At 56.6% G+C, this 21,976-nt stretch carries 24 protein-coding genes; 9 read left to right on the top strand and 15 right to left on the bottom strand.

What is annotated here, in order from left to right:
- Window positions 1-18: 18 nt before the first annotated feature.
- From ACR0AU_RS10495 to ACR0AU_RS10470, 6 genes are all read right to left on the bottom strand, one after another.
- Window positions 19-1,170: an alpha-D-ribose 1-methylphosphonate 5-triphosphate diphosphatase gene (locus ACR0AU_RS10495; RefSeq protein ID WP_170401837.1), complete on the bottom strand. Its 1,152-nt coding sequence runs from the start codon at window positions 1,168-1,170 to the stop codon at window positions 19-21.
- A complete protein-coding gene (locus tag ACR0AU_RS10490; protein WP_170401841.1) occupies window positions 1,167-1,940 on the bottom strand; it encodes an alpha/beta fold hydrolase in 774 nt (257 codons plus the stop codon). Before ACR0AU_RS10490 ends, ACR0AU_RS10495 begins: the two co-directional genes overlap by 4 nt.
- A 38-nt stretch (window positions 1,941-1,978) precedes the next feature.
- Entirely contained in the window at window positions 1,979-2,821 is an 843-nt protein-coding gene (locus ACR0AU_RS10485) for a DMT family transporter (RefSeq protein WP_170733001.1), read from the bottom strand.
- A gap of 182 nt (window positions 2,822-3,003) precedes the next feature.
- On the bottom strand, window positions 3,004-4,647 hold the full coding sequence (gene groL / locus ACR0AU_RS10480) for a chaperonin GroEL (RefSeq protein ID WP_170392413.1): 1,644 nt from the start codon (window positions 4,645-4,647) through the stop codon (window positions 3,004-3,006).
- Between the two features lie 55 nt (window positions 4,648-4,702).
- Window positions 4,703-4,990 (bottom strand): co-chaperone GroES, encoded by a 288-nt coding sequence (gene groES / locus ACR0AU_RS10475; RefSeq protein WP_010441779.1) that lies wholly within the window; start codon window positions 4,988-4,990, stop codon window positions 4,703-4,705.
- A 174-nt stretch (window positions 4,991-5,164) separates the two neighbouring features.
- The gene (locus ACR0AU_RS10470) at window positions 5,165-5,839 is read right to left on the bottom strand and encodes a DUF2161 family putative PD-(D/E)XK-type phosphodiesterase (RefSeq protein WP_170594561.1); all 675 of its coding nucleotides are present in this window, start codon (window positions 5,837-5,839) and stop codon (window positions 5,165-5,167) included.
- A 121-nt stretch (window positions 5,840-5,960) separates the two neighbouring features.
- On the opposite strand from ACR0AU_RS10470, the gene ACR0AU_RS10465 reads away from it, so the two are divergent.
- From ACR0AU_RS10465 to ACR0AU_RS10435, 7 genes are all read left to right on the top strand, one after another.
- A complete protein-coding gene (locus tag ACR0AU_RS10465) occupies window positions 5,961-6,941 on the top strand; it encodes a TraB/GumN family protein (protein WP_480795652.1) in 981 nt (326 codons plus the stop codon).
- Between the two features lie 99 nt (window positions 6,942-7,040).
- Window positions 7,041-7,961 carry a manganese-dependent inorganic pyrophosphatase gene (locus ACR0AU_RS10460; RefSeq protein ID WP_170512514.1) on the top strand — a complete coding sequence of 307 codons (921 nt, stop codon included), beginning with the start codon at window positions 7,041-7,043 and terminating at the stop codon, window positions 7,959-7,961.
- A 196-nt stretch (window positions 7,962-8,157) separates the two neighbouring features.
- Window positions 8,158-9,033, top strand: a complete 876-nt coding sequence (locus ACR0AU_RS10455; protein WP_170733003.1) for a TIGR01459 family HAD-type hydrolase — start codon at window positions 8,158-8,160, stop codon at window positions 9,031-9,033.
- Window positions 9,034-9,133: 100 nt separating this feature from the next.
- The gene (locus ACR0AU_RS10450) at window positions 9,134-9,577 is read left to right on the top strand and encodes a MaoC family dehydratase (RefSeq protein ID WP_074736482.1); all 444 of its coding nucleotides are present in this window, start codon (window positions 9,134-9,136) and stop codon (window positions 9,575-9,577) included.
- Between the two features lie 60 nt (window positions 9,578-9,637).
- Window positions 9,638-10,570 (top strand): bifunctional riboflavin kinase/FAD synthetase, encoded by a 933-nt coding sequence (locus tag ACR0AU_RS10445; RefSeq protein WP_170733004.1) that lies wholly within the window; start codon window positions 9,638-9,640, stop codon window positions 10,568-10,570.
- Entirely contained in the window at window positions 10,567-11,040 is a 474-nt protein-coding gene (locus ACR0AU_RS10440) for a YcgN family cysteine cluster protein (protein WP_480795651.1), read from the top strand. Before ACR0AU_RS10445 ends, ACR0AU_RS10440 begins: the two co-directional genes overlap by 4 nt.
- Window positions 11,040-12,074, top strand: a complete 1,035-nt coding sequence (locus ACR0AU_RS10435) for a beta-eliminating lyase-related protein (RefSeq protein ID WP_170512555.1) — start codon at window positions 11,040-11,042, stop codon at window positions 12,072-12,074. Before ACR0AU_RS10440 ends, ACR0AU_RS10435 begins: the two co-directional genes overlap by 1 nt.
- 18 nt (window positions 12,075-12,092) lie before the next feature.
- Here the strand turns inward: ACR0AU_RS10435 and ACR0AU_RS10430 are convergent, their stop codons facing one another.
- Window positions 12,093-12,692, bottom strand: coding sequence for a 2-hydroxychromene-2-carboxylate isomerase (locus ACR0AU_RS10430; RefSeq protein WP_170512556.1), 600 nt, complete (start codon window positions 12,690-12,692; stop codon window positions 12,093-12,095).
- A gap of 108 nt (window positions 12,693-12,800) precedes the next feature.
- Between ACR0AU_RS10430 and ACR0AU_RS10425 the strand changes: the two genes are divergently transcribed.
- Complete coding sequence (locus tag ACR0AU_RS10425; RefSeq protein ID WP_170512558.1) at window positions 12,801-13,820, top strand: ribose-phosphate pyrophosphokinase; 1,020 nt, start codon at window positions 12,801-12,803, stop codon at window positions 13,818-13,820.
- A 51-nt stretch (window positions 13,821-13,871) separates the two neighbouring features.
- On the opposite strand, the gene ACR0AU_RS10420 is transcribed toward ACR0AU_RS10425, so the two are convergent.
- The 8 genes from ACR0AU_RS10420 to ACR0AU_RS10385 all read right to left on the bottom strand — a co-directional run bounded on the left by ACR0AU_RS10420 (window position 13,872) and on the right by ACR0AU_RS10385 (window position 21,034).
- Window positions 13,872-14,564 carry a nitroreductase family protein gene (locus tag ACR0AU_RS10420; protein ID WP_170401865.1) on the bottom strand — a complete coding sequence of 231 codons (693 nt, stop codon included), beginning with the start codon at window positions 14,562-14,564 and terminating at the stop codon, window positions 13,872-13,874.
- A gap of 103 nt (window positions 14,565-14,667) precedes the next feature.
- Window positions 14,668-15,018: an H-type lectin domain-containing protein gene (locus ACR0AU_RS10415; protein ID WP_170401869.1), complete on the bottom strand. Its 351-nt coding sequence runs from the start codon at window positions 15,016-15,018 to the stop codon at window positions 14,668-14,670.
- A 117-nt stretch (window positions 15,019-15,135) separates the two neighbouring features.
- Window positions 15,136-15,546, bottom strand: a complete 411-nt coding sequence (locus tag ACR0AU_RS10410) for a F0F1 ATP synthase subunit epsilon (RefSeq protein ID WP_170512562.1) — start codon at window positions 15,544-15,546, stop codon at window positions 15,136-15,138.
- A 12-nt stretch (window positions 15,547-15,558) separates the two neighbouring features.
- On the bottom strand, window positions 15,559-16,983 hold the full coding sequence (atpD, locus tag ACR0AU_RS10405) for a F0F1 ATP synthase subunit beta (protein WP_039537698.1): 1,425 nt from the start codon (window positions 16,981-16,983) through the stop codon (window positions 15,559-15,561).
- A 20-nt stretch (window positions 16,984-17,003) separates the two neighbouring features.
- On the bottom strand, window positions 17,004-17,882 hold the full coding sequence (locus ACR0AU_RS10400) for a F0F1 ATP synthase subunit gamma (protein WP_170392441.1): 879 nt from the start codon (window positions 17,880-17,882) through the stop codon (window positions 17,004-17,006).
- 15 nt (window positions 17,883-17,897) lie between these two features.
- Window positions 17,898-19,436 (bottom strand): F0F1 ATP synthase subunit alpha, encoded by a 1,539-nt coding sequence (atpA, locus tag ACR0AU_RS10395; RefSeq protein ID WP_170392443.1) that lies wholly within the window; start codon window positions 19,434-19,436, stop codon window positions 17,898-17,900.
- A complete protein-coding gene (locus ACR0AU_RS10390; protein ID WP_170392445.1) occupies window positions 19,437-19,997 on the bottom strand; it encodes a F0F1 ATP synthase subunit delta in 561 nt (186 codons plus the stop codon).
- A gap of 302 nt (window positions 19,998-20,299) precedes the next feature.
- Window positions 20,300-21,034 (bottom strand): methyltransferase domain-containing protein, encoded by a 735-nt coding sequence (locus tag ACR0AU_RS10385; protein ID WP_170401881.1) that lies wholly within the window; start codon window positions 21,032-21,034, stop codon window positions 20,300-20,302.
- Window positions 21,035-21,095: 61 nt separating this feature from the next.
- Here ACR0AU_RS10385 and gloB point away from each other — a divergent pair, with 61 nt between their 5' ends.
- Window positions 21,096-21,863, top strand: coding sequence for a hydroxyacylglutathione hydrolase (gene gloB, locus ACR0AU_RS10380; RefSeq protein WP_170512527.1), 768 nt, complete (start codon window positions 21,096-21,098; stop codon window positions 21,861-21,863).
- Window positions 21,864-21,976: the final 113 nt, after the last annotated feature.

Raw genomic sequence — 21,976 nt, 5'->3', positions numbered from 1 at the left:
AGCCAGATGAAGCCGGGATCAGCTCAAGAAACGTGTTGCGATACTACCGGACATATAGCTGACACACCCGCCTGATAGTGTGGCGGCGACTTTGTGGGTTGTCGCATCGAGTATCACCAGATCAGCACGATATCCGGGCTGTAACGTTCCGCGATCCTTCAGGCCTAAAACCCGCGCGGGACCGGACGAGACAAGCGCCCAGGCGCTCGCAATATCCAGCAGGCCAGATTTTACCAACATCAGCGCAGCGCGGCGCGGGCTGGGGTAGTGGTAATCCGATGCCAATGCATCACACAAACCCATCGAGATCAGATCCACCGCGCTGGCATTTCCCTTATGTGAGCCGCCCCGCACAACATTGGGTGAGCCGAGGATGATGTGATCTCCGCCCGCCCGGGCACATTCGGCGGCTTCCAGCGTTTCCGGAAATTCCGAGATCATCACCCCGCGCTCGCGCCACTCAGCACGATCCTGCGGCGTTGTATCATCATGGCTGCCGAGCCGAATTCCTCGGTTCGCAAGGACAGTGCAAAGGCTGTCCAGTGCTGCTGGCACCTCGGCGCTGCGGTTGTGCATTGCCTTCAGCATCTCAAAATGCACTTCGGGATTCCGTCCCGCCTTCAGTGCCTGCCCCGTCAAGCGGGGTGGTTTTCGCCCCTCAGCCAGCCGGTCATGAGGTAGATGATCATTCAGAACCACATAAGGCACCTGCCAATCCGCGATACGTTCGGGCAGCCCGTCATAGTCGTCCAGCATATGGGTTTCGAAGCGCAGTTGAGGGATCAGTTGGGTTACAACATCATCCCGAACCGCAGCGATGGCGTCAAAAACCTGACCAGCAAACTCGGGCCCGCGCACGCCGCCTTCCCAACTGTGGAACTGCGCCAGAACAGCTGTGGTTATTCCATTCGCGGCCAGTTCCGCCTCGACCGATAAAATGCCCTCTGCCATCTGCTTCATGGCACCGCGCCGGGGCGCGATGTGACGTTCAAAACCGTCGCCATGCAAATCAATGATGCCAGGCAGGATGAGGTATCCTGACAAATCAATCTGCCGCCCTGCCCTATCGGATTGAATGGTACCTTCGGCGATCGTCAGTTCAGCACGCGACACCCCTTCGCCGGGCAACAGAACATTCGCGCCGGTCAATGTCAGTTCCAATGAGTTCATTGAGTGGGCTCCGAGTCCGGTTCCGAGCAATCTTCCCCAAGACAGATCTGGTCGATGATATCCATCACCCCGTCAAGCCAGGTGATTTGTGGATCGAACTGTCCGAATTCGATGAAATGCAGGGTCTGCGCCATGACCCGCGGGTTGTTCATCATGAACGTATGCGTCACCGGCAAGACGATGTGATCAGCCATACCCTCAACCTTTGTGGTCTCTATCGATACCTTGCCGTCATCTGGACCATCGATCAGAGACGAGAACAATGGGTTCAATGAGTTCTCGCCTGCAATCACCCCCAAATCGAACTCCACGGGCGGCAGGCGGCGTGGAATACCCTCTGGTCCGGTTCCCAACGCAAGCCCTGCAGGGCCATTCAGAAAGCCGAAAACCTCCCAGGCGCCAAGCTCGTCTACCAGTTGGCTGCCCTGATTAGGAGGTCCGAGCATGACAACGCGTCCCAGATTCTCGGGGTCGTTGTCCTGCAACCAATAGCGCAGCAGAATGCCCCCCATCGAATGCGCTACAACGTTAACCGTATCCTCCCCGCAGGCGGCGAACGCAGCTGGTAAAGTCTGGTTGGCGAGGTCTGGTATTGGTAGGTCTGTCGAAGGGTAACCTGGACGAACCACAGTGTAACCATGCGCATGAAAAAGCTGTTCCATGACGGTAAACGAGGCCTCTGTGCGCGCGAGGCCATGCAGAAGAACCACGCATTTCGCATTGGCCACCGCAGGCATAAGGCACAAGAGGAGAACAGCAAGAAATTTCATACACGCCAGATAAGGCCTAACCCAGGCCGAGGGAACCCCTAGCCACGGTTCCGGCGCAGCACCGCCAGTGCGATGCCGCCGAGTACAAATCCGGCGCCGAGTAGAAGCCTTAGACTTGCCATCTCGGCTAACAGGATGACCCCGGCAGCAATTGCGATAACTGGAACGCTGAGTTGCACGATCGCGGCCACCGCCGGTGAAAGCTGTGGCACGACACGGTACCATAGCGCATAGCCGAGACCGGACGTGACGCCTCCGGAAAGCGCAGCCAGCCCATAGCCAAGCGGAGACATTTGCCAATTGCTTCCCAGCAGGAACAGGGCAAATCCCGTGACGGGCAACGCCATGATGAAATTTGCTGCAGTTCCCGACAATGCATCTGGTTCGGACCGGCCCGCGATGGAATATATGGCCCACCCGACCCCGGCAGCCGTCATTAAGCCGGCCCCTGTCGGGTCGACCTGAACCGTCCCAGCAGGCCAAAGAACAAAAGCCAGTCCACCAAGCGCAATACCGGCACCCAATATCTGTCTCAAAGTGGGTGCAGAACCGGTCATTGCACCAATCGCAAACATGGTAATTTGCACAACCCCGAACAGGATCAGCGCACCAAGCCCGGCATCAAGCGTCAGATACGCTACTGAAAACCCGATCATATAAAGCGACAGTGACCCGGCCCCAACAACACGTCGACGATCAAAAACAGGGATCGAGCCGCCCCGAAGCGCCACCAATACCGTTAAAACCAAGGCACCAGCCAAAACCCGGATGATGGCAAATCCCGCCGGATCACTTGCGCCACTGTCGATAGCAAGGCGGTTCAGGATCGAATTCGCGGCGAAGGCGCACATGGTTAAAGCGGTCAGAAGAAACAGTCGCATATCAACCGCATAGCCGTTTCAAAGGGATTTGCACACTCACATTCCCGATTGCCGAGCCAATCCCGACCCTCCTCGGACCAGAGCCTACCAGCGCCAATGATACGAATGCACAACAGACATTCCAAACAAAACCGGGGCCGCCCAAAGGCGACCCCGCTATTAAGCACTAAGGCTTAAGCAGCTTACATCATGCCGCCCATGCCGCCCATGTCGGGCATGCCGCCGGCAGGTGCCGCGCCTTCTTTGGCGGGCTTGTCGGCAACCATTGCTTCGGTGGTGACCAGCAGGCCAGCAACCGATGCCGCATCTTCCAGAGCGGTACGGACAACTTTGGCCGGGTCGATGACGCCGAACGAGAACATGTCGCCATATTCTTCGGTCTGAGCGTTGAAGCCGAATGCTGCGTCGTCGCTTTCGCGAACTTTGCCAGCAACAACCGCACCGTCGACACCAGCGTTCTCGGCGATCTGGCGCAGAGGCGCTTCGATTGCCTTACGAACGATGTTGATACCTGCGTTCTGGTCGGCGTTTGCACCTTCCAGAGTTTCCAGTGCTTTACCGGCCTGAACCAGAGCAACACCACCGCCCACAACAACGCCTTCCTGAACAGCAGCGCGCGTTGCGTTCAGAGCATCGTCGACACGGTCCTTACGCTCTTTCACTTCAACCTCGGTCATGCCGCCGACGCGGATAACGGCAACACCGCCTGCCAGTTTGGCAACGCGCTCTTGCAGCTTCTCACGGTCGTAGTCCGACGAGGTTTCTTCGATCTGAGTGCGGATCTGAGCAACGCGTGCCTCGATCTCGGCTTTCTCGCCAGCACCGTCGACGATGGTGGTTTCGTCTTTGGTGATTTCGATTTTCTTGGCGGTGCCCAGCATGTCCATGGTGACAGACTCGAGCTTCATGCCCAGATCTTCGGAGATCACCTGACCGCCGGTCAGGATCGCGATGTCCTGCAGCATGGCCTTGCGGCGGTCGCCGAAGCCCGGTGCTTTGACAGCAGCAATTTTCAGGCCGCCGCGCAGTTTGTTGACCACGAGGGTCGCCAGCGCTTCGCCTTCAACGTCTTCCGCGATGATCAGCAGCGGCTTCTGCGACTGGATCACCTGCTCGAGCAGCGGAACCATCGGCTGCAGCGAGGACAGTTTCTTTTCGTGCAGCAGGATCATGCAGTCGTCGAGTTCTGCGATCATTTTGTCTGCGTTGGTGACGAAGTAAGGCGACAGGTAGCCACGGTCGAACTGCATACCTTCGACAACATCGGTCTCGGTTTCCAGACCTTTGTTTTCTTCGACGGTGATAACGCCTTCGTTGCCAACCTTCTGCATCGCGTCTGCGATCTGCTGGCCGATTTCGGCTTCGCCGTTGGCCGAGATGGTGCCAACCTGAGCAACTTCTGCCGAGTCTTTGACTTCACGCGAAGCGTCTTTGATGCCTTCGACAACCTTGGCAGTTGCCAGGTCGATGCCGCGCTTCAGGTCCATCGGGTTCAGGCCAGCAGCAACCTGCTTCAGACCTTCGCGAACGATGGCTTGGGCTAGAACGGTTGCGGTGGTGGTGCCGTCGCCGGCTTCGTCATTGGTGCGGCTGGCGACTTCTTTCACCATCTGCGCGCCCATGTTTTCGAACTTGTCTTCCAGTTCGATTTCCTTGGCAACCGAAACACCGTCTTTGGTGATGCGCGGCGCGCCAAAGGATTTGTCCAGAACCACGTTGCGGCCTTTCGGGCCCAGGGTCACTTTAACAGCATCGGCCAGAACATTTACACCGGCCAGCATGCGGTTACGGGCATCAGTGTCAAACTTGACGTCCTTTGCAGACATGTTGTCTCTCCTTGAGAATATCTGTTGAAATGAAGATCAGAGAAAGCGGGTGCGCTTACTCGATGATCCCCATGATGTCGCTTTCTTTCATCATCAGCAGCTCTTCGCCGTTGACCTGAACCTCGGTGCCCGACCATTTGCCGAACAGGATCTTGTCGCCAGCTTTTACAGCCATCGCGATCAGTTCGCCGCTGTCCTTGCGCGCGCCTTCGCCGGTTGCAACGACTTCGCCTTCGCTGGGCTTTTCTTTTGCGCTGTCGGGAATGATCAGTCCGCCTGCGGTTTTCTCTTCGCTTTCTACGCGACGAACCAGCACACGGTCATGAAGCGGTTTCAATGCCATCTTTGCAGCTCCTTGGGCTCAAAGTTTGTTATCCTCCCCTCGCCGACTGACGAGGCGTTAGCACTCGGGTCTCATGAGTGATAACGACGCATAGCTAGGGAGTTGCAGGAAGCGAGTCAACAATATGTGAAAGATTTTTTTGCCTGGCGCGATAAGCAGGCAAGAACAAGGCACCTAGTCTGGCTGATCCCAGCTGTACGCCCAGTGTTTCAGACCTTCTTGCCCTGCCTCAGACAGCGCGTAGACGCCCTTTTCCACTTTTTCGAACCAGCCGTAATGATTGTCGTACATCAAACGTGTCGCCGCACTTACGCCAGTGGCCTTTGCGACATCGGCCCCCTTGCCCGCTCCGTTCTCTGCCAGATGGGCCGCGCATTTTAGCGCATCTTGCCGATAGGCCGTTACGATCCCATGACGCGTGGCACCGCCCGCATTGGGATCGCCCTGCAACCTTTCAAACTCGCGCAGCAATCGCTTAGCCCTGACCTTATCCTTGCGCGGCGCATAGGGGCCGGGATCGCATTGAACCTCGACCGCTCCATCAGAGCGCACGGTGATCAGGCCCAATCCCAGGCGGCGGCACAGCGCCAGATTATCCTTCAACGCCCGTCGCGCTGCCCGGCCTTTTGGTTTACAGACCCCAATATAGACCTGATCGGTTATTTTCAGTCGTGTGATGGCCTGATGAAACAGCGCGAGACTGAAGCGCAGCTTGAGTTCCACGATCACCGGCTCCTGCCCATCCCGCAGAGCAACAATATCGGCGGCGCCAACCTCACCTTTCACGGTATATCCCTGACGTTCCAACAAGGCTTTGATGGGTGGATAGAGATCCTGCTCGAGCTTCATAACGCTATGCTATGTAGTTTCGCGCGGATTGCCAGCCACGGTTTGAAGACAAACTACATTGCAACTTACAAGAAGGCAGGAGTACGTCTTGGTCATATTCGCCATTTCCGGAAGGTTCCATATGCGCTTGCTCAGCTTTTGTCTCGGCCTTTTGCTTCCGATTACCGCCCATGCGGCCTGCGAAGGGAGAGATCTTAGGCTTGACCTGTCGGCCGAAAGTCAAGCTGATCTCGAGAAGACAATCAGTGACATTCCGTTTCCGGAGGGCAACCACTGGATCGCGACAAAAGACGGGACCGTCTTGCACCTGATCGGCACCCTCCACACCAGCGACCCCCGCATGGCACCCGTGGTCGAGCGCTTGGAGCCAGTTCTGAGTCAGGCCGACGCGTTTTTCTTCGAGGTCACACAGGACGAAATGGACGCGTTCGAAAAAGATCTGGCCGATGATTTCAGCCCGGTCCTGATTACGTCCGGCCCCACTTTGATTGACCTGATGTCGGAAGAAGATTGGACAGCGCTGTCCGCGACTCTGGCCGAGCGTGGCATTCCCGCCTGGATGGCCGCCAAGATGCGCCCTTGGTTTCTAAGCATGATGTTGGGCATTCCGCCTTGCCGGATGAATACCCCAGACTTTGATCGCGGCATGGACACGCGCCTGACGGAACTGGCCGAACAACACGGGATACCCCAGTATTCGCTAGAGCGGATCGAGGATCTGATCGCCATGTTCGACAGCCATCCTCTGGAGGAACAAGTGGCCTCACTGACCAGGCTGGCCGGGGCGCTGCAGGCCGGGGACGACCAATTGATCACCATGGCGAACGCCTATATCGAAGAGCAGCACGCCGCGATCATTGAGCTTGCGAAAATTCAGGGACTTGAAGCTTCAGGGATGACACCAGAAGAGTTTAACGCCGAATGGAAAGGGTTCGAGGATCAGCTTCTGGTGCAACGCAACGCCAACTGGATGGAAAAGATTCTGGACCTGAAGGATCAGACCGCGGTGATCGCTGTCGGGGCCGGACATCTGAGCAACGACTACGGCTTACTGAACCAGCTACAGCAAGCCGGATATACACTGGAACGCGCTGAATTCTAGGTTTTCAGACCAAGGGTCGCAGCAAGTTTGCTTCCGGGTGACAACCGTGTTTGACCACCCTATAAGGCGCGCAAATCCATATTCTTCAGGACACGAGACATGACAACGCTAGTTTTTGGCCACAAATCTCCCGACACCGATTCCACCGGCTCTCCGATCCTGTGGTCGTGGTATCTGAACGAAGTGAAAGGTGAACAGGCACAGCCCGTTTTGCTAGGCGAACCCAACACCGAAGCCGCCTTTATGCTTGAGCGTTGGGACCTGCCCAAGCCGCAAATCATCGAGGACGTGGCCGAGGATGCACCGGTTGTCATCGTCGACACCAACAATCCGGCCGAGTTGCCCGCCAGCATCAATAGCGCAGATATCCGCGCCATAATCGACCACCACAAACTGGTTGGCGGGCTTGAAACCAAAGGCCCTATCGACATCACCGTGCGCCCGCTGGCCTGCACGGCAACCATCATGGTCGATCTAATGGGTGACGACGCCGCCAAGATGCCCGACGCGATCAAAGGTGCCGCGCTGACCTGCATCCTGTCGGACACACTGGAATTCCGCTCACCCACAACCACCGCGCACGACCGCGCCGTGGCTGAGAAACTGGCGGCTGAACTTGGTCTGGATGTCTCGGCCTACGCCGCCGACATGTTTGCGGCAAAATCGGATGTATCGTCATTCTCGGACGCCGAACTGATCCGCATGGACAGCAAAGAATACGAAGTAGACGGCACCAAGTTCCGGGTCTCGGTTCTGGAAACCACAGCCCCCGGTGTCGTGCTGGATCGCAAGGACAGCATCGTAAGCTCGATGGCTGATGTGGCCAAGGAAGACGGCGTTGATCAGGTGTTGTTGTTCGTGGTCGACATTCTGAACGAAGAGGCAACGCTGCTGGTTCCAAATGATCTGGTCAAAGGTGTCGCTGAGAAGAGCTTTGGCGCAACCGTGGACGGTGACGCGGTTGTGTTGCCCGGCGTGATGAGCCGGAAAAAGCAGATCATTCCGAACCTCAAGGTTTGAATTTAGATTATCAAAGGCGCCCGAAACCGGGCGCTTTTTTTTTGCGAGGCTCTGCCTCGTGCTCCGAGATATTTTTAGCCAGATGAACAAGGGGGTTGATTTCGGCCGCTCCGCCTTGGGCTGCACCTCTGGCCAATTGCGCCACGCTCTGCCATAGGCTTTGACATCTCGCATTCCCTGCTGCACGAGGCGCGCCATGACCCAGATCGTTTCTTCACTCGCTGAAATCTCTGACCGCTACAAAGCGCTGTTTGTTGATTTGTGGGGGTGCGTTCATAATGGGATAACTGCCTACCCCGAGGCCGTCGCGGCACTGCGAGCTTATCGCAAAGCCGGAGGCACGGTGGTTCTTGTAACCAACTCTCCCAAGCCTCGTGCTGGCGTTGCAGTGCAGCTTTCGCAATTTAATGTGCCAGCAGATTCCTATGACACGATTGCAACCAGCGGTGATTCGGCGCGTTCAGCGATGTTTCGCGGGGCGATTGGCGAAAAAGTCTACTTCATGGGGGAATGGCAGCGGGATGCCGGTTTTTTTGAACCCCTGAAACTGCTGGATCATCCGATCCACATTGAACGCGTTCCGCTGGACGCGGCCGAAGGCATCGTGTGTTGCGGCCCGTTCGACCCGATGGCGGACCCAGATGTGAACCGGCCCGACTTTCTTTATGCCAAGCAGAAAGGGATGAAACTGCTCTGCGCAAATCCGGACATCGTGGTGGACCGAGGCGAAACGCGCGAATGGTGCGCAGGTGCTTTGGCCCGACTTTATACCGAGATGGGTGGTGAAAGCCTATATTTCGGTAAGCCACACCCGCCGATCTACGATCTGGCCCGGCGCAGGTTGCAGGCGATTGGGGTTGATGTGTCGGATTCTGAAATACTTGCCATAGGGGACGGGCCGCAAACAGATATCGCTGGAGGCATGGGGGAAGGCATTGATACCCTCTTCATCACCGGCGGTTTGGCAGCCGCAGAAACCAAAACATCACATCATCCAGACGAAGACGCGTTGAAAGCTCATAACGAGAAGGAACAGATCAATCCAACCTATTCGATTGGTCGCCTGAGATAGCAAAAAAGACTTGATTTTCTGCAACTGCGAAGTAATAAAGTTGCCGACGAGCGGCATATGATGGTCTTTTGTTGCTCTTTCGATCTCGAATGAGGGCAGCATGTTGGACAACCTTCCGCGCGGAACGATTTGCATCGAAGACATCGAAATGGGCATGTCACGGCACTTGCGCAAAGTCGTGACCGATGAAGATATCGAGATGTTCGCTCAAGTATCGACCGACCGGAATCCGGTTCATCTGGATGATGACTATGCCCGCGATACGATTTTCGAAGGACGTATTGCCCATGGCATGCTGACCGCCGGCCTGATCTCTGCCGTGATCGGAGAGCAGCTGCCCGGACATGGAACCGTATACATGGGACAATCGCTTAAATTTCTGGCGCCGGTGCGTCCGGGCGACATGGTTTATGCCGAGGTCAAGGTGATCGATATCGATTTCGCCAAACGCCGGGTTAAGCTGGATTGCCACTGCGCAGTTGACGGAAAGAAAGTGCTGGTGGGTGAGGCCATGGTGCTGGCTCCGAGCCGCAAGTTCGACTGATAATCCACCTTAACCGAACTGCGGCTTGAACCTGACGGGCAGTCCCGCTAGGCAAGCCGCATGCATATCATCCGGGACTTCCAGTTTGTTGAACCAGAAGACCGAGGCGCAAGTGTCGCCATCGGGAACTTTGACGGTGTTCATCTTGGCCATCAATCCGTCATCGAGTTGGCGCGCAATGCTGAATTGAATGCGCCGCTGGGGGTCATGACATTTGAGCCGCATCCACGAGAGTATTTTTCCCCAGAGGCACCGCCCTTTCGTCTGATGCGCGGCAATGCACGCGCGCACCGGCTGGAAAAACTCGGCGTGCAGAAGCTTTATGAACTGCCTTTTAATTCAACGCTCGCGGGTATGACGCCCGAAGCTTTTGCGAGGAATGTCATATGCGATGGTCTGGGGCTTTCTCATGTTGTCGTGGGTGCCGATTTTTGTTTTGGCAAAGGGCGCAGCGGTAACCCTCAGGACCTGGTTCGCTTTGGCGAAGAGATGGGGTTCGGTGTGACCATCGCGCCCCTGTTGGAGCGCACCGAGAATGTGGTTTCGTCGACTGCGATCCGGACAGCTCTGTCAGAGGGGCGCCCGCGCGATGCGGCAACAATGTTGGGGCACTGGCACCGGATTGAGGGTGAGGTCGTCGGAGGCGAGCAACGCGGACGAGACTTGGGATACCCGACGGCCAATATGTCGATCGAAGGGCTGCACCCTCCGAGATTCGGCGTTTATGCAGTTTTGGTCGACGTTTTGGATGGCCCGCATCAGGGCAGCTATCACGGGGCGGCATCGGTCGGGACCCGGCCCATGTTCCAAGGTGAGGTTCCCAACATCGAAACATTCCTGTTCGATTTCTCAGGCGATCTTTACGGCGCGACGCTGTCCGTTGGTCTGGTCGACTATCTGCGGCCCGAAATGACATTCGACGGCCTTGACGGGTTGATCTCGCAGATGGATGCCGACTGCGCGCGCGCCCGAGAGCTTCTGGCCAACCCATGACCACGGATCCAATTGATCGAGCTGGCCTCGCGCTCCGATTCTGGGAACGAAAGCCGCTGCGCAAGATGAACCAGCGCGAGTGGGAGGCCCTGTGTGATGGCTGCGGCAAATGCTGCCTGAATAAGCTGGAAGACGAAGATACCGGCGAGGTCGCCCTGACATGTGTTGCCTGCCGCTTGCTGGACGACGAAACTTGCCGGTGCATGCAATATGATATCCGTCACCGGTTCGTGCCCGAATGCATCGTCATGACACCCGACAATATCGAAGATCATGCCTATTGGCTGCCGCAGACCTGCGCCTATCGGTTGCTGTGGGAAGGCAAACCGCTTTACGACTGGCACCCGTTGTTGTCTGGTACGCCAGAAAGTGTGCATGCCGCCGGGGTTTCGGTGCAGAGGCGCACCGTATCCGAATTCGAAACACCCATGGAAGAATGGGAAGATTACATCATCGAGGAACCGAACTGATGCATTTTGCTTCTGACAATTCCGGACCTGTCCATCCTGAAGTTCTGGCCGCGCTGACCGAGGCAAATCAGAGCTACCAGATGGCGTATGGTGCAGACACCTTGATGAACGAAGTGCGCGATCAGATCCGCGGCATTTTTGAAGCTCCGGGTGCAGCGGTTTATCTGGTCGCTACGGGAACAGCGGCGAATTCACTGGCGTTGGCGACACTAAGCAACCCGTGGGAAACCGTGTTCTGCTCACCCGTTGCTCATATCCACGAGGATGAGTGCAACGCGCCCGAATTCTACACCGGTGCAAAGCTGACGCTGGTTCCCGGTGGCGACAAGATGACCCCCGAAGCGTTGACCAAGTCCATTGAGGGGGAAGAAACCCGCGGCGTGCATGGTCCTCAACGTGGGCCTGTCTCAATCACTCAAGTGACCGAGCGCGGCTCGGTTTACTCGCTGGCCGAACTGCACGCCTTGTGTGGCGTTGCCAAGAAATATGGGTTGCCGGTGCATATGGACGGCGCGCGCTTCACTAATGCCCTTGTCTCTTTGAATTGCTCACCGGCAGAAATGACATGGAAAGCCGGTATTGACGCCGTCAGCTTTGGCGGCACTAAAAACGGTCTGATGGGAGTCGAAGCCGTCATCTTCTTTGATGAAAGCAAAGCCTGGGAATTCGAATTGCGGCGCAAGCGCGGTGCGCACCTGTTTTCCAAGCACCGTTACCTGTCGGCCCAGATGGCCGCCTACCTGCAGGACGATCTCTGGCTTAAATCGGCACGTAAGGCCAATGACAATTGCGCGCGTCTGGCAGATGGGCTGCGCACGGTCGGGGCAGAATTCTTACATGAACCCCACGCGAATATGATTTTCGCAAGCTTTCCCCGCGGCCAACACAAGCGCCTGCACGAGGCAGGCGCCGTGTATCATCTGTGGGGTGACACGTTGGATGGTGACGACGAAGACGAGATGCTGGCCTGCCGCCTTGTCTGTGACTGGTCCATCGGAACCGACCAGATCAATCGGTTTCTAAGCCTTCTTTAACTGTGCTCCTCTGCTCGGCTATTTCATCTCGGCCAAATGCTTGTCTAGGTCGTCAAGACGATCCTGACCCCAGAACCTTTGACCGTCCGGGGTGATATAGAACGGCGCACCAAAAACACCTCGATCCACGGCTTCTTCGAGATTGGCGGCGTAGGTTTCAGCACCTACCAACAGGCCGCTGTCAGCAAGATTTGGATTAAACCCGGCCTGCTCCAGACAATCGCGGATAACGCCATCATCGGCGATATCTTTTTCTTCTGCCCAACACGCTCGTAGGAAAGAATGGCACAGCATTCCGACATCCCCTGATCCATCCTGAATGGCCGCAATCACAGCATATGAGGACGGCGCCATATTCGTCGGCCAGTGCGCAGGCTGCAAGTTCAACGGCATATCCAGATTACGCGATTGGCGCACCAGTTCCTGCGCGCGGTACTCGATGCGGGAGATGTGTCGGTCTTTTGGCGGCACTCCACCGGTTCGGCCGAACAAAGCGATGATATCCAGCGGTTTGTAATTGATCGTCGCACTGTGTTTTGCCGCGATCTCTTCAAGTCGCATTCCCGCCAGATAGGAATAGGGCGAGAGTGTCGCAAAAAAGTAGTCAATCTGGGCCATGTTCACTTTCTCCGCTGCGTTATCTTTGCGGGACGGTAGACCCATGCTAAGCGGTGTCAACATCACGAATCTGTCACATTGCCACTGCTGCCCGGGGAAAATCAGCCGATGCCGACACTTCACGAACCCAAGCTTATCGCTGGGAACGCCAATCTTCCGCTTGCCGAAACCATTGCACGCCGCATGAGCCTGCATCGCGGCGTTGACCAGGGATTGGTCGATGCGCGGGTCGAACGGTTCAACGACGGCGAGATTTTCGTCGAGGTGTTCGAGAACGTACGCGGCGAGGATATGTTCATTATCCAGCCGACTTCGAACCCCGCCAATGACAATCTGATGGAGCTGCTGATCATCGCAGATGCGCTGCGCCGTTCATCCGCAGCCCGGATCACCGCTGTCATTCCGTATTTCGGGTACGCCCGTCAGGACCGCCGCACCAAGGCGCGCACACCAATCAGCGCCAAGCTGGTGGCAAACATGCTGACTGGTGCGGGTATCGAACGGATTCTAACCATGGATCTGCACGCAGCCCAGATTCAGGGCTTTTTCGACATGCCGGTGGACAACCTATATGCCTCTCCGATCTTTGCCCTGGATGTGAAGAAACAATTCAAGGATCAGATGGACGACCTGATGGTGGTCTCGCCGGATGTCGGCGGTGTTGCACGTGCCCGTGAATTGGCCAAACGCATCAATGCGCCCCTTTCGATCGTTGACAAACGCCGCGAAAAGGCAGGCGAAGTGGCTGAGATGACTGTCATTGGTGACGTGAAAGACAAAATCTGCCTGATCGTCGATGACATTTGCGATACCGCTGGCACTCTGTGCAAAGCTGCTCAGGTGCTGATGGATAACGGTGCCAAGGAAGTGCACTCTTACATCACCCACGGTGTCATGAGTGGACCGGCGGTTGAACGTGTGACCAATTCGGTGATGAAATCTCTGGTCCTATCGGACACGATCCAGCCTACGGCTGAGATCAACAAGGCCGCCAATATCCGCATCGTGCCCACCGCGCCGATCTTTACGCAGGCGATCCTGAACATTTGGAATGGCACCAGCGTATCATCGCTGTTCGAAGACAAGACACTGACGCCGATCTACGAGTCACTTTATCATATGGATTGATCGAAAAACTGCTGACTACCATAGATAATGTCTGAATTCATGACGGCCTGCCTATTCGGCGACCGTCATGATTTCTTCCAACGGTTTTTTCATCTTTGCAACTTTTGGCACCTTCGCGTCGTCTTGCGGGTGGCCTACAGCTACGATCATAATAGGCTTTTCATGATCAGGGCGGTTTAGCAGTTTATTCAGGAATTTCATCGGGTTGGGTGTGTGGGTCAGTGAAACCAGCCCTGCATGGTGCAACGCAGTCAACAAAAAGCCCGTGGCAATGCCCGTGCTTTCAGGCACGTAGTAGTTTTTGAACCGATCTCCATCATCGAAATGACCCCAACGTTGGGCGAAAATCACTATCAGCCACGGTGCGTCTTCCAGATGCGGCTTCTGATCGTTAGTCCCGATTGGTTCAAGCGCCTTCAGCCATTCATCTCCGGCACCGCCTTCATAAAACCTGCGCTCCTCAGCTTCTGCCTCTTCCCGAATACGGCGTTTCATCTCAGGGTTCGAGATGGCCACAAAGTGCCAGGGCTGATGATTGGCCCCTGAGGGCGCTGTTCCGGCTGCGCGAATGCACTCTTCGATGACCGTGCGCTCGACGGGCCGGTCCGAATAGTCACGCACGGTATGGCGGCGTTTCATCTTGTCGTAGAACGCTCGCGCTTCGGCCAGCATTTCTTCATCAGACAAGTCCATACGATCCGGAAGGTCCAAGGCTTCGTATTCGATATGATCTCTTGCAAACACCTGTAAGATCCTCCGGTTGCGTTAGCCGCTATTTGGGGTGGCCAGTCTTCTTTATGGGACGACGCGCGAAGGTGCGCAATCTTATGTCACGAACAGGCCTGCTTCACGAGATGTCCCAATCGTCTTCATGCGAAACATCTCCAATTGCGGTCCAATTCACCCGAATTCTGGCGATACGCGTATCAGACCAGGTGCGAAACACCGCATTGAATCCTTCCGGCGTTATATCTTCGGCCTGAACTTCAGCGCGTAAAGCGGAAGACGTATCCACATCCCAAAGCACCACGCCTATCTGGACGATTGGCACAGAGCGGAACACTTCTGAAAAACGGACGCTTACGCGACGCTCACGCGGGCCCTCACCAGTCCACATCACGCCACCATCGGCGAAATCGGAAAACAAGACCTCCTCGCCCTGATCAATGCCGATGGGATGGGTTTGAAACTTTTTCATCTATCGTCTTTTATTGTTCAATTCCTGCAGCTTAACTTCAGCGAATGGCAAAATCACGACAAAAAAACGGCCCCGCGGATACGGGGCCGTTCCAAGTGATCAGAATGTCATGAACCCTTACAGGCTCATATGCGTTCCTAGGGCTTCCATGTCAGCCAGCAACTTGGCAGCATCGTCGACGATCGTCTGATCTTCACCGGCCTTGGCCGCCTCGTGCGAAGCGCGGGCCTCGGCGATCAGATCGTCCAGATGCGAACGTGTTACTTCGGCAACTGGGATGGCTTTTTCGGCCAGAACCGACAGGCCATCACCATTGATCTGAGCAAACCCACCGGTGACCAGGTATTCGCTGGAGCCTTCGGGTGCTTCGACCTTCAGGATGCCCGGGCGCAGAGTTGTAATTGTGGGGGCATGATCGGGCATTGCCGTCATATCCCCGTCCGCGCCGGGAATCTGGACCGCCGTCGCGCTAAGCGAAGCAAGGCTCCGCTCGGGGCTGACGAGGTCGAATTGCATCGTGTTTGCCATCAGGGATACTCCTTAGGCGGCTTCTGCGGCCATCTTCTCCGCTTTGGCGATCACTTCTTCGATGCCGCCAACCATCAGGAAGGCCGCTTCGGGCAAGTGATCGTATTCGCCAGCGACAACCGCTTTGAACGACGCGATGGTCACATCCAGAGGAACCTGAACGCCCGGCGAACCGGTAAAGACTTCGGCCACGTCGAACGGTTGCGACAGGAAGCGCTCGATCTTACGGGCACGTGCCACGGTCAGTTTGTCTTCTTCCGACAGTTCGTCCATGCCGAGGATGGCGATGATGTCCTGCAGCGACTTGTAGCGCTGAAGGATTTGCTGAACGTCGGTCGCAACCTTGTAGTGCTCTTCACCAACGATGGCCGGGTCGAGCAGACGCGAGGTCGAGTCGAGCGGGTCAACCGCAGGGTAGATACCCTTTTCCGAGATCGCACGGTTAAGAACGGTGGTCGCGTCCAAGTGAGCAAACGAGGTTGCTGGCGCCGGGTCGGTAAGGTCGTCCGCAGGCACGTAGATCGCCTGAACCGAGGTGATCGAGCCCGACTTGGTCGAGGTGATGCGTTCCTGCAGAGCGCCCATGTCAGTCGCCAGCGTCGGCTGATAGCCCACAGCTGAAGGAATACGACCCAGCAGAGCCGAAACCTCAGAACCCGCCTGCGTGAAACGGAAGATGTTGTCGACGAAGAACAGAACGTCGGTGCCGGACTGGTCGCGGAACTGCTCGGCCAGGGTCAGCCCTGTCAGAGCAACACGTGCACGCGCTCCGGGAGGTTCGTTCATCTGACCGTAAACCAGGGCCACCTGCGATTCCGACAGGTTGTCCGGTTTAATAACGTTCGATTCGATCATCTCGTGGTACAGGTCGTTGCCTTCACGGGTCCGTTCACCAACACCCGCGAACACCGAGAAGCCCGAGTGCACTTTTGCGATGTTGTTGATCAGTTCCATGATCAGAACGGTTTTACCAACGCCGGCGCCGCCGAACAGGCCGATCTTACCGCCTTTGGCGTATGGGGCCAGCAGGTCAACAACCTTGATGCCGGTTACCAGAACTTCCGACTCGGTCGACTGTTCGTCAAAAGTCGGTGCGGGCTGGTGGATCGCACGGGCTTCGGTTGCTTCAACCGGGCCTTTTTCGTCGATCGGCTCGCCAACCACGTTCAGGATGCGGCCCAGAGTGGCGTTACCAACCGGAACCGAGATCGGTGCGCCAGTGTCGGTCACGGCTTCGCCGCGGACCAGACCCTCGGTCGCGTCCATCGCGATGGTACGGACGGTGTTTTCACCCAGGTGCTGAGCAACTTCCAACACCAGGCGCTTGCCGTTGTTGGTGGTTTCCAGCGCGTTCAGAATTTCAGGCAGCTGATCTTCGAAGTGCACGTCGACGACGGCCCCGATGATCTGTGTGACTTTGCCTTTTGCATTCGCCATGTTTCGTCTCCGGTATGTCTCTACAGCGCTTCGGCGCCGGAAATAATTTCAATCAGCTCGTTGGTGATCACGGCCTGACGCGAGCGGTTGAACTGGATCGTCAGCTTGTCGATCATCTCACCCGCATTGCGTGTCGCGTTGTCCATTGCGGACATCCGTGCACCCTGTTCAGACGCTCCGTTTTCGAGCAGAGCCGAGAAGATCGCGGTGGCAACCCCCTTGGGCAGCAAATCGGCCAGGATGGCCTCTTCGCTGGGCTCGTAGTCGAATACCGCACCGCTGTCGTCACCCGTCGCTTCGTCTTCGAACGAGGCGGGGATGACCTGCTGTGCCGTCGGGATCTGGGTCACAACGTTGACGAACTTCGAGTAGAAGATCGTGGCAACGTCGAACTCACCCCCGTCAAAGCGGGACAGGACGTCCTTGGCGATGTCCTGCGCGTTGGAATACCCCAGACGCTTGACCTCGCTCAGGTCGATATGTCCAACGAACAGATCGCTAAAATCACGCTTGAGCGCGTCGCGGCCTTTTTTGCCGACGGTCAAAACCTTGACCGTCTTGCCTTTGGCGCGCAACTCGTCCGCCTTTTGGCGAGCGAGTTTGGCGATGTTCGAGTTGAAGCCGCCACACAGGCCGCGTTCAGCTGTCATGACAACCAGCAGATGGACATCATCACTGCCCGTGCCACGGAGCAGCTTGGGGGCGCTGTCGCTGCCCCCGACCGAAGCCGCCAGCCCCGCCATCACGGCATTGAACCGCTCGGCATAGGGGCGCGAGGCTTCGGCAGATTCCTGGGCGCGACGCAGTTTTGCAGCCGCGACCATCTGCATGGCCTTGGTGATCTTGCGGGTCGATTTGACCGACTCGATCCTGTTTTTAAGGTCCTTAAGATTTGGCATATGCCCGCCTCTCCCTTAAGCGAAGGTTGCGGCGTATTCGTCCAGCGCAGCCTTGATCTTGTCGGAAGCGTCACCCTTGATCTTGGGATCTTCGTCCGTGATCCACTGAAGCAGATCCGCGTGCTTGCCACGCAGGTGCGCCAGCAGGCCAGCTTCGTAACGGCCAACATCGGACACGTCGATCTTATCGAGGTAACCATTGGTACCGGCGAAGATTACGCAGACGATTTCAGCGTTGGTCAGCGGCGAGTACTGCGGCTGTTTCATCAGCTCGGTCAGACGCGCACCACGGTTCAGCAGCTGCTGGGTCGCGGCGTCGAGGTCAGAACCAAACTGCGCAAAGGCAGCCATTTCGCGATACTGAGCCAGTTCCAGCTTAACCGGACCGGCAACCGACTTCATCGAGTTGGTCTGAGCCGAGGAGCCCACACGCGAAACCGACAGACCGGTGTTTACCGCAGGACGGATGCCCTGGTAGAACAGTTCGGTTTCCAGGAAGATCTGGCCGTCGGTGATCGAGATCACGTTGGTCGGAATAAACGCCGAAACGTCACCACCTTGAGTTTCGATAACCGGCAGAGCGGTCAGCGAGCCCGCACCGAAGTCTTCGTTCAGCTTTGCTGAACGTTCCAACAGACGCGAGTGGAGGTAGAATACGTCGCCAGGATAGGCTTCACGTCCGGGCGGACGGCGTAGCAGCAGCGACATCTGACGATAGGACACAGCCTGCTTCGACAGGTCATCATAGATGATCAGCGCGTGGCGGCCGTTGTCACGGAAGTATTCGGCCATCGCGGTTGCGGCGTAAGGTGCAAGGAACTGCATCGGTGCCGGGTCGGACGCGGTTGCCGCCACAACGATCGAGTAGTCGATCGCGCCGGACTCTTCCAGTTTCTTCACCAGCTGAGCAACGGTCGAACGCTTTTGACCGATCGCAACGTACACGCAGTACAGCTTCTTCGACTCGTCGTCGCCTGCTGCGTCGTTGTAAACTTTCTGGTTCAGGATCGCGTCCAGAGCAACGGCGGTTTTACCGGTCTGACGGTCACCAATGATCAGCTCACGCTGGCCACGGCCGATTGGGATCATTGCGTCAACCGATTTCAGGCCGGTTGCCATCGGCTCGTGAACCGATTTACGCGGAATGATGCCCGGCGCTTTAACGTCTGCAACGCCACGCTTGGTCGCGTTGATCGGGCCTTTGCCGTCCAGCGGGTTGCCCAGACCGTCAACAACGCGGCCCAGCAGCTCGTCACCGATCGGAACGTCCACGATCGAGTTGGTGCGCTTAACAGTGTCACCTTCTTTGATGTCACGGTCGGAACCGAAGATAACAACACCGACGTTGTCGCTTTCCAGGTTCAGCGCCATACCCATGATGCCGCCGGGGAATTCGACCATCTCACCGGCTTGCACATTGTCCAGGCCGTATACACGGGCAATCCCGTCACCGACGCTCAGCACGCGGCCGATCTCGGCCACTTCGGCTTCCTGACCAAAATTCTTGATCTGGTCCTTCAGGATTGCAGAAATCTCTGCAGCTTGGATTCCCATTTATCCGACCTCTTTCATTGCATTCTGTAGGGAGTTCAGCTTCGAACGGATCGAGCTATCGATCATTTTCGAGCCCACTTTAACGACAAGACCGCCGATGAGGCTTTCATCAACGGTCGCATTGATTGTCACGGTCTTGCCCACACGCTCGGACAGCGTCTTGGACAGTTTATCCATTTGGGTCTTGGTCAGCGCCTTGGCCGAGGCGACATCGGCGGTCACCTCGCCACGCTCGTCAGCCAGCATGTCGCGCAGAACCTGCACCAGTTGCGGTACAACGAACAGACGACGTTTCTGCGCCATCAGACCCAGCGTATTGCGCAGGATGGCATGCAGGCCCATCTTGTCCGCAACAGCGGTGATTGCGCTTTCCTGTTCGGCGCGCGAAACCAAAGGCGATGCGATCAGGTCGCGCAATTCTGCGCTATCACCCAATGCGGCTGCCAGATCGTTGATTCCGGTTTCCAGACCTGCAAGGTCATTATTCTCTTTAGCGATCTCGAAGATCGCGGTGGCATAGCGCTCGGCGATGCCAGTGGAAATCGAAGCTGGTTCGGACACGTCCACCCTTCCGATATTTGAGGCCCCGATTTTGAGTAGCGGCCGCTACCTTGGGGCGTGAGGAAACCCCGTCCATTTAGGGCGGGGATCAAAATCACCGGGGATGTAGCAGAGGTGTTCCAACCAAGCAATACGCTATAGCGGTAACAGTTTTATCCACAAATTATTATTTTTCATACACTTAACCCAACTGCGACCCTTTGGACCGATTGGGGCAGTTGAAAAATGTTACGAATATGCAGGTTTTTGCGATTCCTGTGACCTTTTTCCCGCATTTTTTCCGTTCAAAATGCGCCGGACTGTCACGCAGGCTTTAACAAACCATCCAACGCTTTGATCGGGCGCTTCGCTGTGTCTTTAGTAACGCTCCCGCTAGGCGGGCGAATGAGTTTACTGGCCTCAACCATAAGCACGCCTCCGGCCATGACGGTTGGGATGCGTTGTCCAGTCTTCTCGATCAGGCTACCTGATTTTAGCCAGAACCGACGGAACGAAGGCGGCAGGTAAAGCGCCGAGCAATGGTTTTCAGGGACGAAGTGGTGCGCGCGCAATTGGTTTTCCAACTGGGTTGTTGAATAGGGCTGCCCAAAGCCAAACGGCGTCCGGTCTGAGCGCGACCAAAGCCCGGCCCGGTTCGGTACGACAAATAGCACACGCCCTCCGGGCCCCAGAACGCGCCAGCATTCTTCCAGCAATTGGCTGGGTCGGTTTGAAGTTTCCAAACCATGCATCACCACCAGTTTATCCACATGGCCAGTTTCGATTGGCCACATCGTCTCTTCGGTCAGAACGGAAACATTGGGCATCCCCGCAGGCCATGGCATTACACCCTGCGGACCAGGCATAAGACCAATCACACGGCGCGCATCTTTGAGGTAAGGCCGCAATAAAGGTACGGCAAAACCAAATCCGACCACAGTTTGCCCTTTGGCTTCGGGCCAAAGATCCACCAACCGACCACGGATCGCTGCCTGGGCCGCGCGACCCAGGGTGCTGCGATAGTAGAAATTCCTCAGATCCTGCACATCAAGATGCATTGCGGACACCCGGTCAATCGGCTTAGCTGGGCGCAGTCTAGCAATGAAAGGGCAAAAGGCCATGCCTCTTGAGATCGTCACCATTCCTTGCCTCAGCGATAATTACGCCTTTCTAGCCCATGATCCGGCCAGCGGTGAGACTGCCTTGATCGATGCGCCAGAGGCAGCTCCGATTCTGGCCGAACTGGATTCGCGCGGCTGGCAGCTAAGCCATGTGTTGCTGACCCATCATCATTGGGATCATGTGGACGGGCTGGGCGACATTCTGGCGAAACAGCCCGCGCGTGTGATCGGCGCAAAAGCAGATGAGCATCGGTTGCCAAAACTCGATCAGGCGGTGGTTGAAGGTGACACTTTTTATATCGGCGGTGAGCCGGTCGAGGTTCTTGATGTGTCCGGTCATACAATTGGGCACATTGCATTCTACATGCCCCAAACTGGCGTTGTATTCACCGCTGACAGCCTGATGGCGCTGGGATGTGGACGATTGTTCGAGGGCACGCCTGCGCAAATGTGGGCCTCTCTCAGCAAGTTGGCGGCCCTGCCCGATGAAACAATCGTGTGCTCAGGCCACGAATACACACAGGCAAACGCCAAGTTCGCCCTGACCATCGATCCCGACAACCCAGCCTTGCTTGACCGAGTGGCCGATATTAATCGCGCCCGCGCTGCCGGAGAACCCACTGTGCCCTCGCTTTTGGGCCTGGAAAAGGCGACAAATCCGTTTCTAAGGGCCACTGATCCGGCGATTCAGGCCCATCTGGGCATGGAAAACTCTGATCCCGTGTCCGTATTCGCCGAAATTCGAGCCCAAAAAGACAGCTTTTAACCCGTTTCAAGCCCCAATCACGGCCACGGTCACAACAAATGTGACTGTCAAGTGAAAGAAAACCCTTGAAGCCGGGGCGGGATCAACCAAACTCTAATAGTATGAGGACATGG

The sequence above is a fragment of the Ruegeria sp. CG1 genome (assembly GCF_056537265.1).
The sequence above is the reverse complement of the archived record's forward strand: the minus strand, read 5'-3'. Positions and strand labels throughout refer to the sequence as shown.

Bases quoted from the DNA above. Each gene is read 5' to 3' on its own strand.
- ACR0AU_RS10495 (WP_170401837.1), bottom strand. From the start codon at position 1,170: ATGAACTCATTGGAACTGACATTGACCGGCGCGAATGTTCTGTTGCCC.
- ACR0AU_RS10490 (WP_170401841.1), bottom strand. From the start codon at position 1,940: ATGAAATTTCTTGCTGTTCTCCTCTTGTGCCTTATGCCTGCGGTGGCC.
- ACR0AU_RS10485 (WP_170733001.1), bottom strand. From the start codon at position 2,821: ATGCGACTGTTTCTTCTGACCGCTTTAACCATGTGCGCCTTCGCCGCG.
- groL (WP_170392413.1), bottom strand. From the start codon at position 4,647: ATGTCTGCAAAGGACGTCAAGTTTGACACTGATGCCCGTAACCGCATG.
- groES (WP_010441779.1), bottom strand. From the start codon at position 4,990: ATGGCATTGAAACCGCTTCATGACCGTGTGCTGGTTCGTCGCGTAGAA.
- ACR0AU_RS10470 (WP_170594561.1), bottom strand. From the start codon at position 5,839: ATGAAGCTCGAGCAGGATCTCTATCCACCCATCAAAGCCTTGTTGGAA.
- ACR0AU_RS10465 (WP_480795652.1), top strand. From the start codon at position 5,961: ATGCGCTTGCTCAGCTTTTGTCTCGGCCTTTTGCTTCCGATTACCGCC.
- ACR0AU_RS10460 (WP_170512514.1), top strand. From the start codon at position 7,041: ATGACAACGCTAGTTTTTGGCCACAAATCTCCCGACACCGATTCCACC.
- ACR0AU_RS10455 (WP_170733003.1), top strand. From the start codon at position 8,158: ATGACCCAGATCGTTTCTTCACTCGCTGAAATCTCTGACCGCTACAAA.
- ACR0AU_RS10450 (WP_074736482.1), top strand. From the start codon at position 9,134: ATGTTGGACAACCTTCCGCGCGGAACGATTTGCATCGAAGACATCGAA.
- ACR0AU_RS10445 (WP_170733004.1), top strand. From the start codon at position 9,638: ATGCATATCATCCGGGACTTCCAGTTTGTTGAACCAGAAGACCGAGGC.
- ACR0AU_RS10440 (WP_480795651.1), top strand. From the start codon at position 10,567: ATGACCACGGATCCAATTGATCGAGCTGGCCTCGCGCTCCGATTCTGG.
- ACR0AU_RS10435 (WP_170512555.1), top strand. From the start codon at position 11,040: ATGCATTTTGCTTCTGACAATTCCGGACCTGTCCATCCTGAAGTTCTG.
- ACR0AU_RS10430 (WP_170512556.1), bottom strand. From the start codon at position 12,692: ATGGCCCAGATTGACTACTTTTTTGCGACACTCTCGCCCTATTCCTAT.
- ACR0AU_RS10425 (WP_170512558.1), top strand. From the start codon at position 12,801: ATGCCGACACTTCACGAACCCAAGCTTATCGCTGGGAACGCCAATCTT.
- ACR0AU_RS10415 (WP_170401869.1), bottom strand. From the start codon at position 15,018: ATGAAAAAGTTTCAAACCCATCCCATCGGCATTGATCAGGGCGAGGAG.
- ACR0AU_RS10410 (WP_170512562.1), bottom strand. From the start codon at position 15,546: ATGGCAAACACGATGCAATTCGACCTCGTCAGCCCCGAGCGGAGCCTT.
- atpD (WP_039537698.1), bottom strand. From the start codon at position 16,983: ATGGCGAATGCAAAAGGCAAAGTCACACAGATCATCGGGGCCGTCGTC.
- ACR0AU_RS10400 (WP_170392441.1), bottom strand. From the start codon at position 17,882: ATGCCAAATCTTAAGGACCTTAAAAACAGGATCGAGTCGGTCAAATCG.
- atpA (WP_170392443.1), bottom strand. From the start codon at position 19,436: ATGGGAATCCAAGCTGCAGAGATTTCTGCAATCCTGAAGGACCAGATC.
- ACR0AU_RS10385 (WP_170401881.1), bottom strand. From the start codon at position 21,034: ATGCATCTTGATGTGCAGGATCTGAGGAATTTCTACTATCGCAGCACC.
- gloB (WP_170512527.1), top strand. From the start codon at position 21,096: ATGCCTCTTGAGATCGTCACCATTCCTTGCCTCAGCGATAATTACGCC.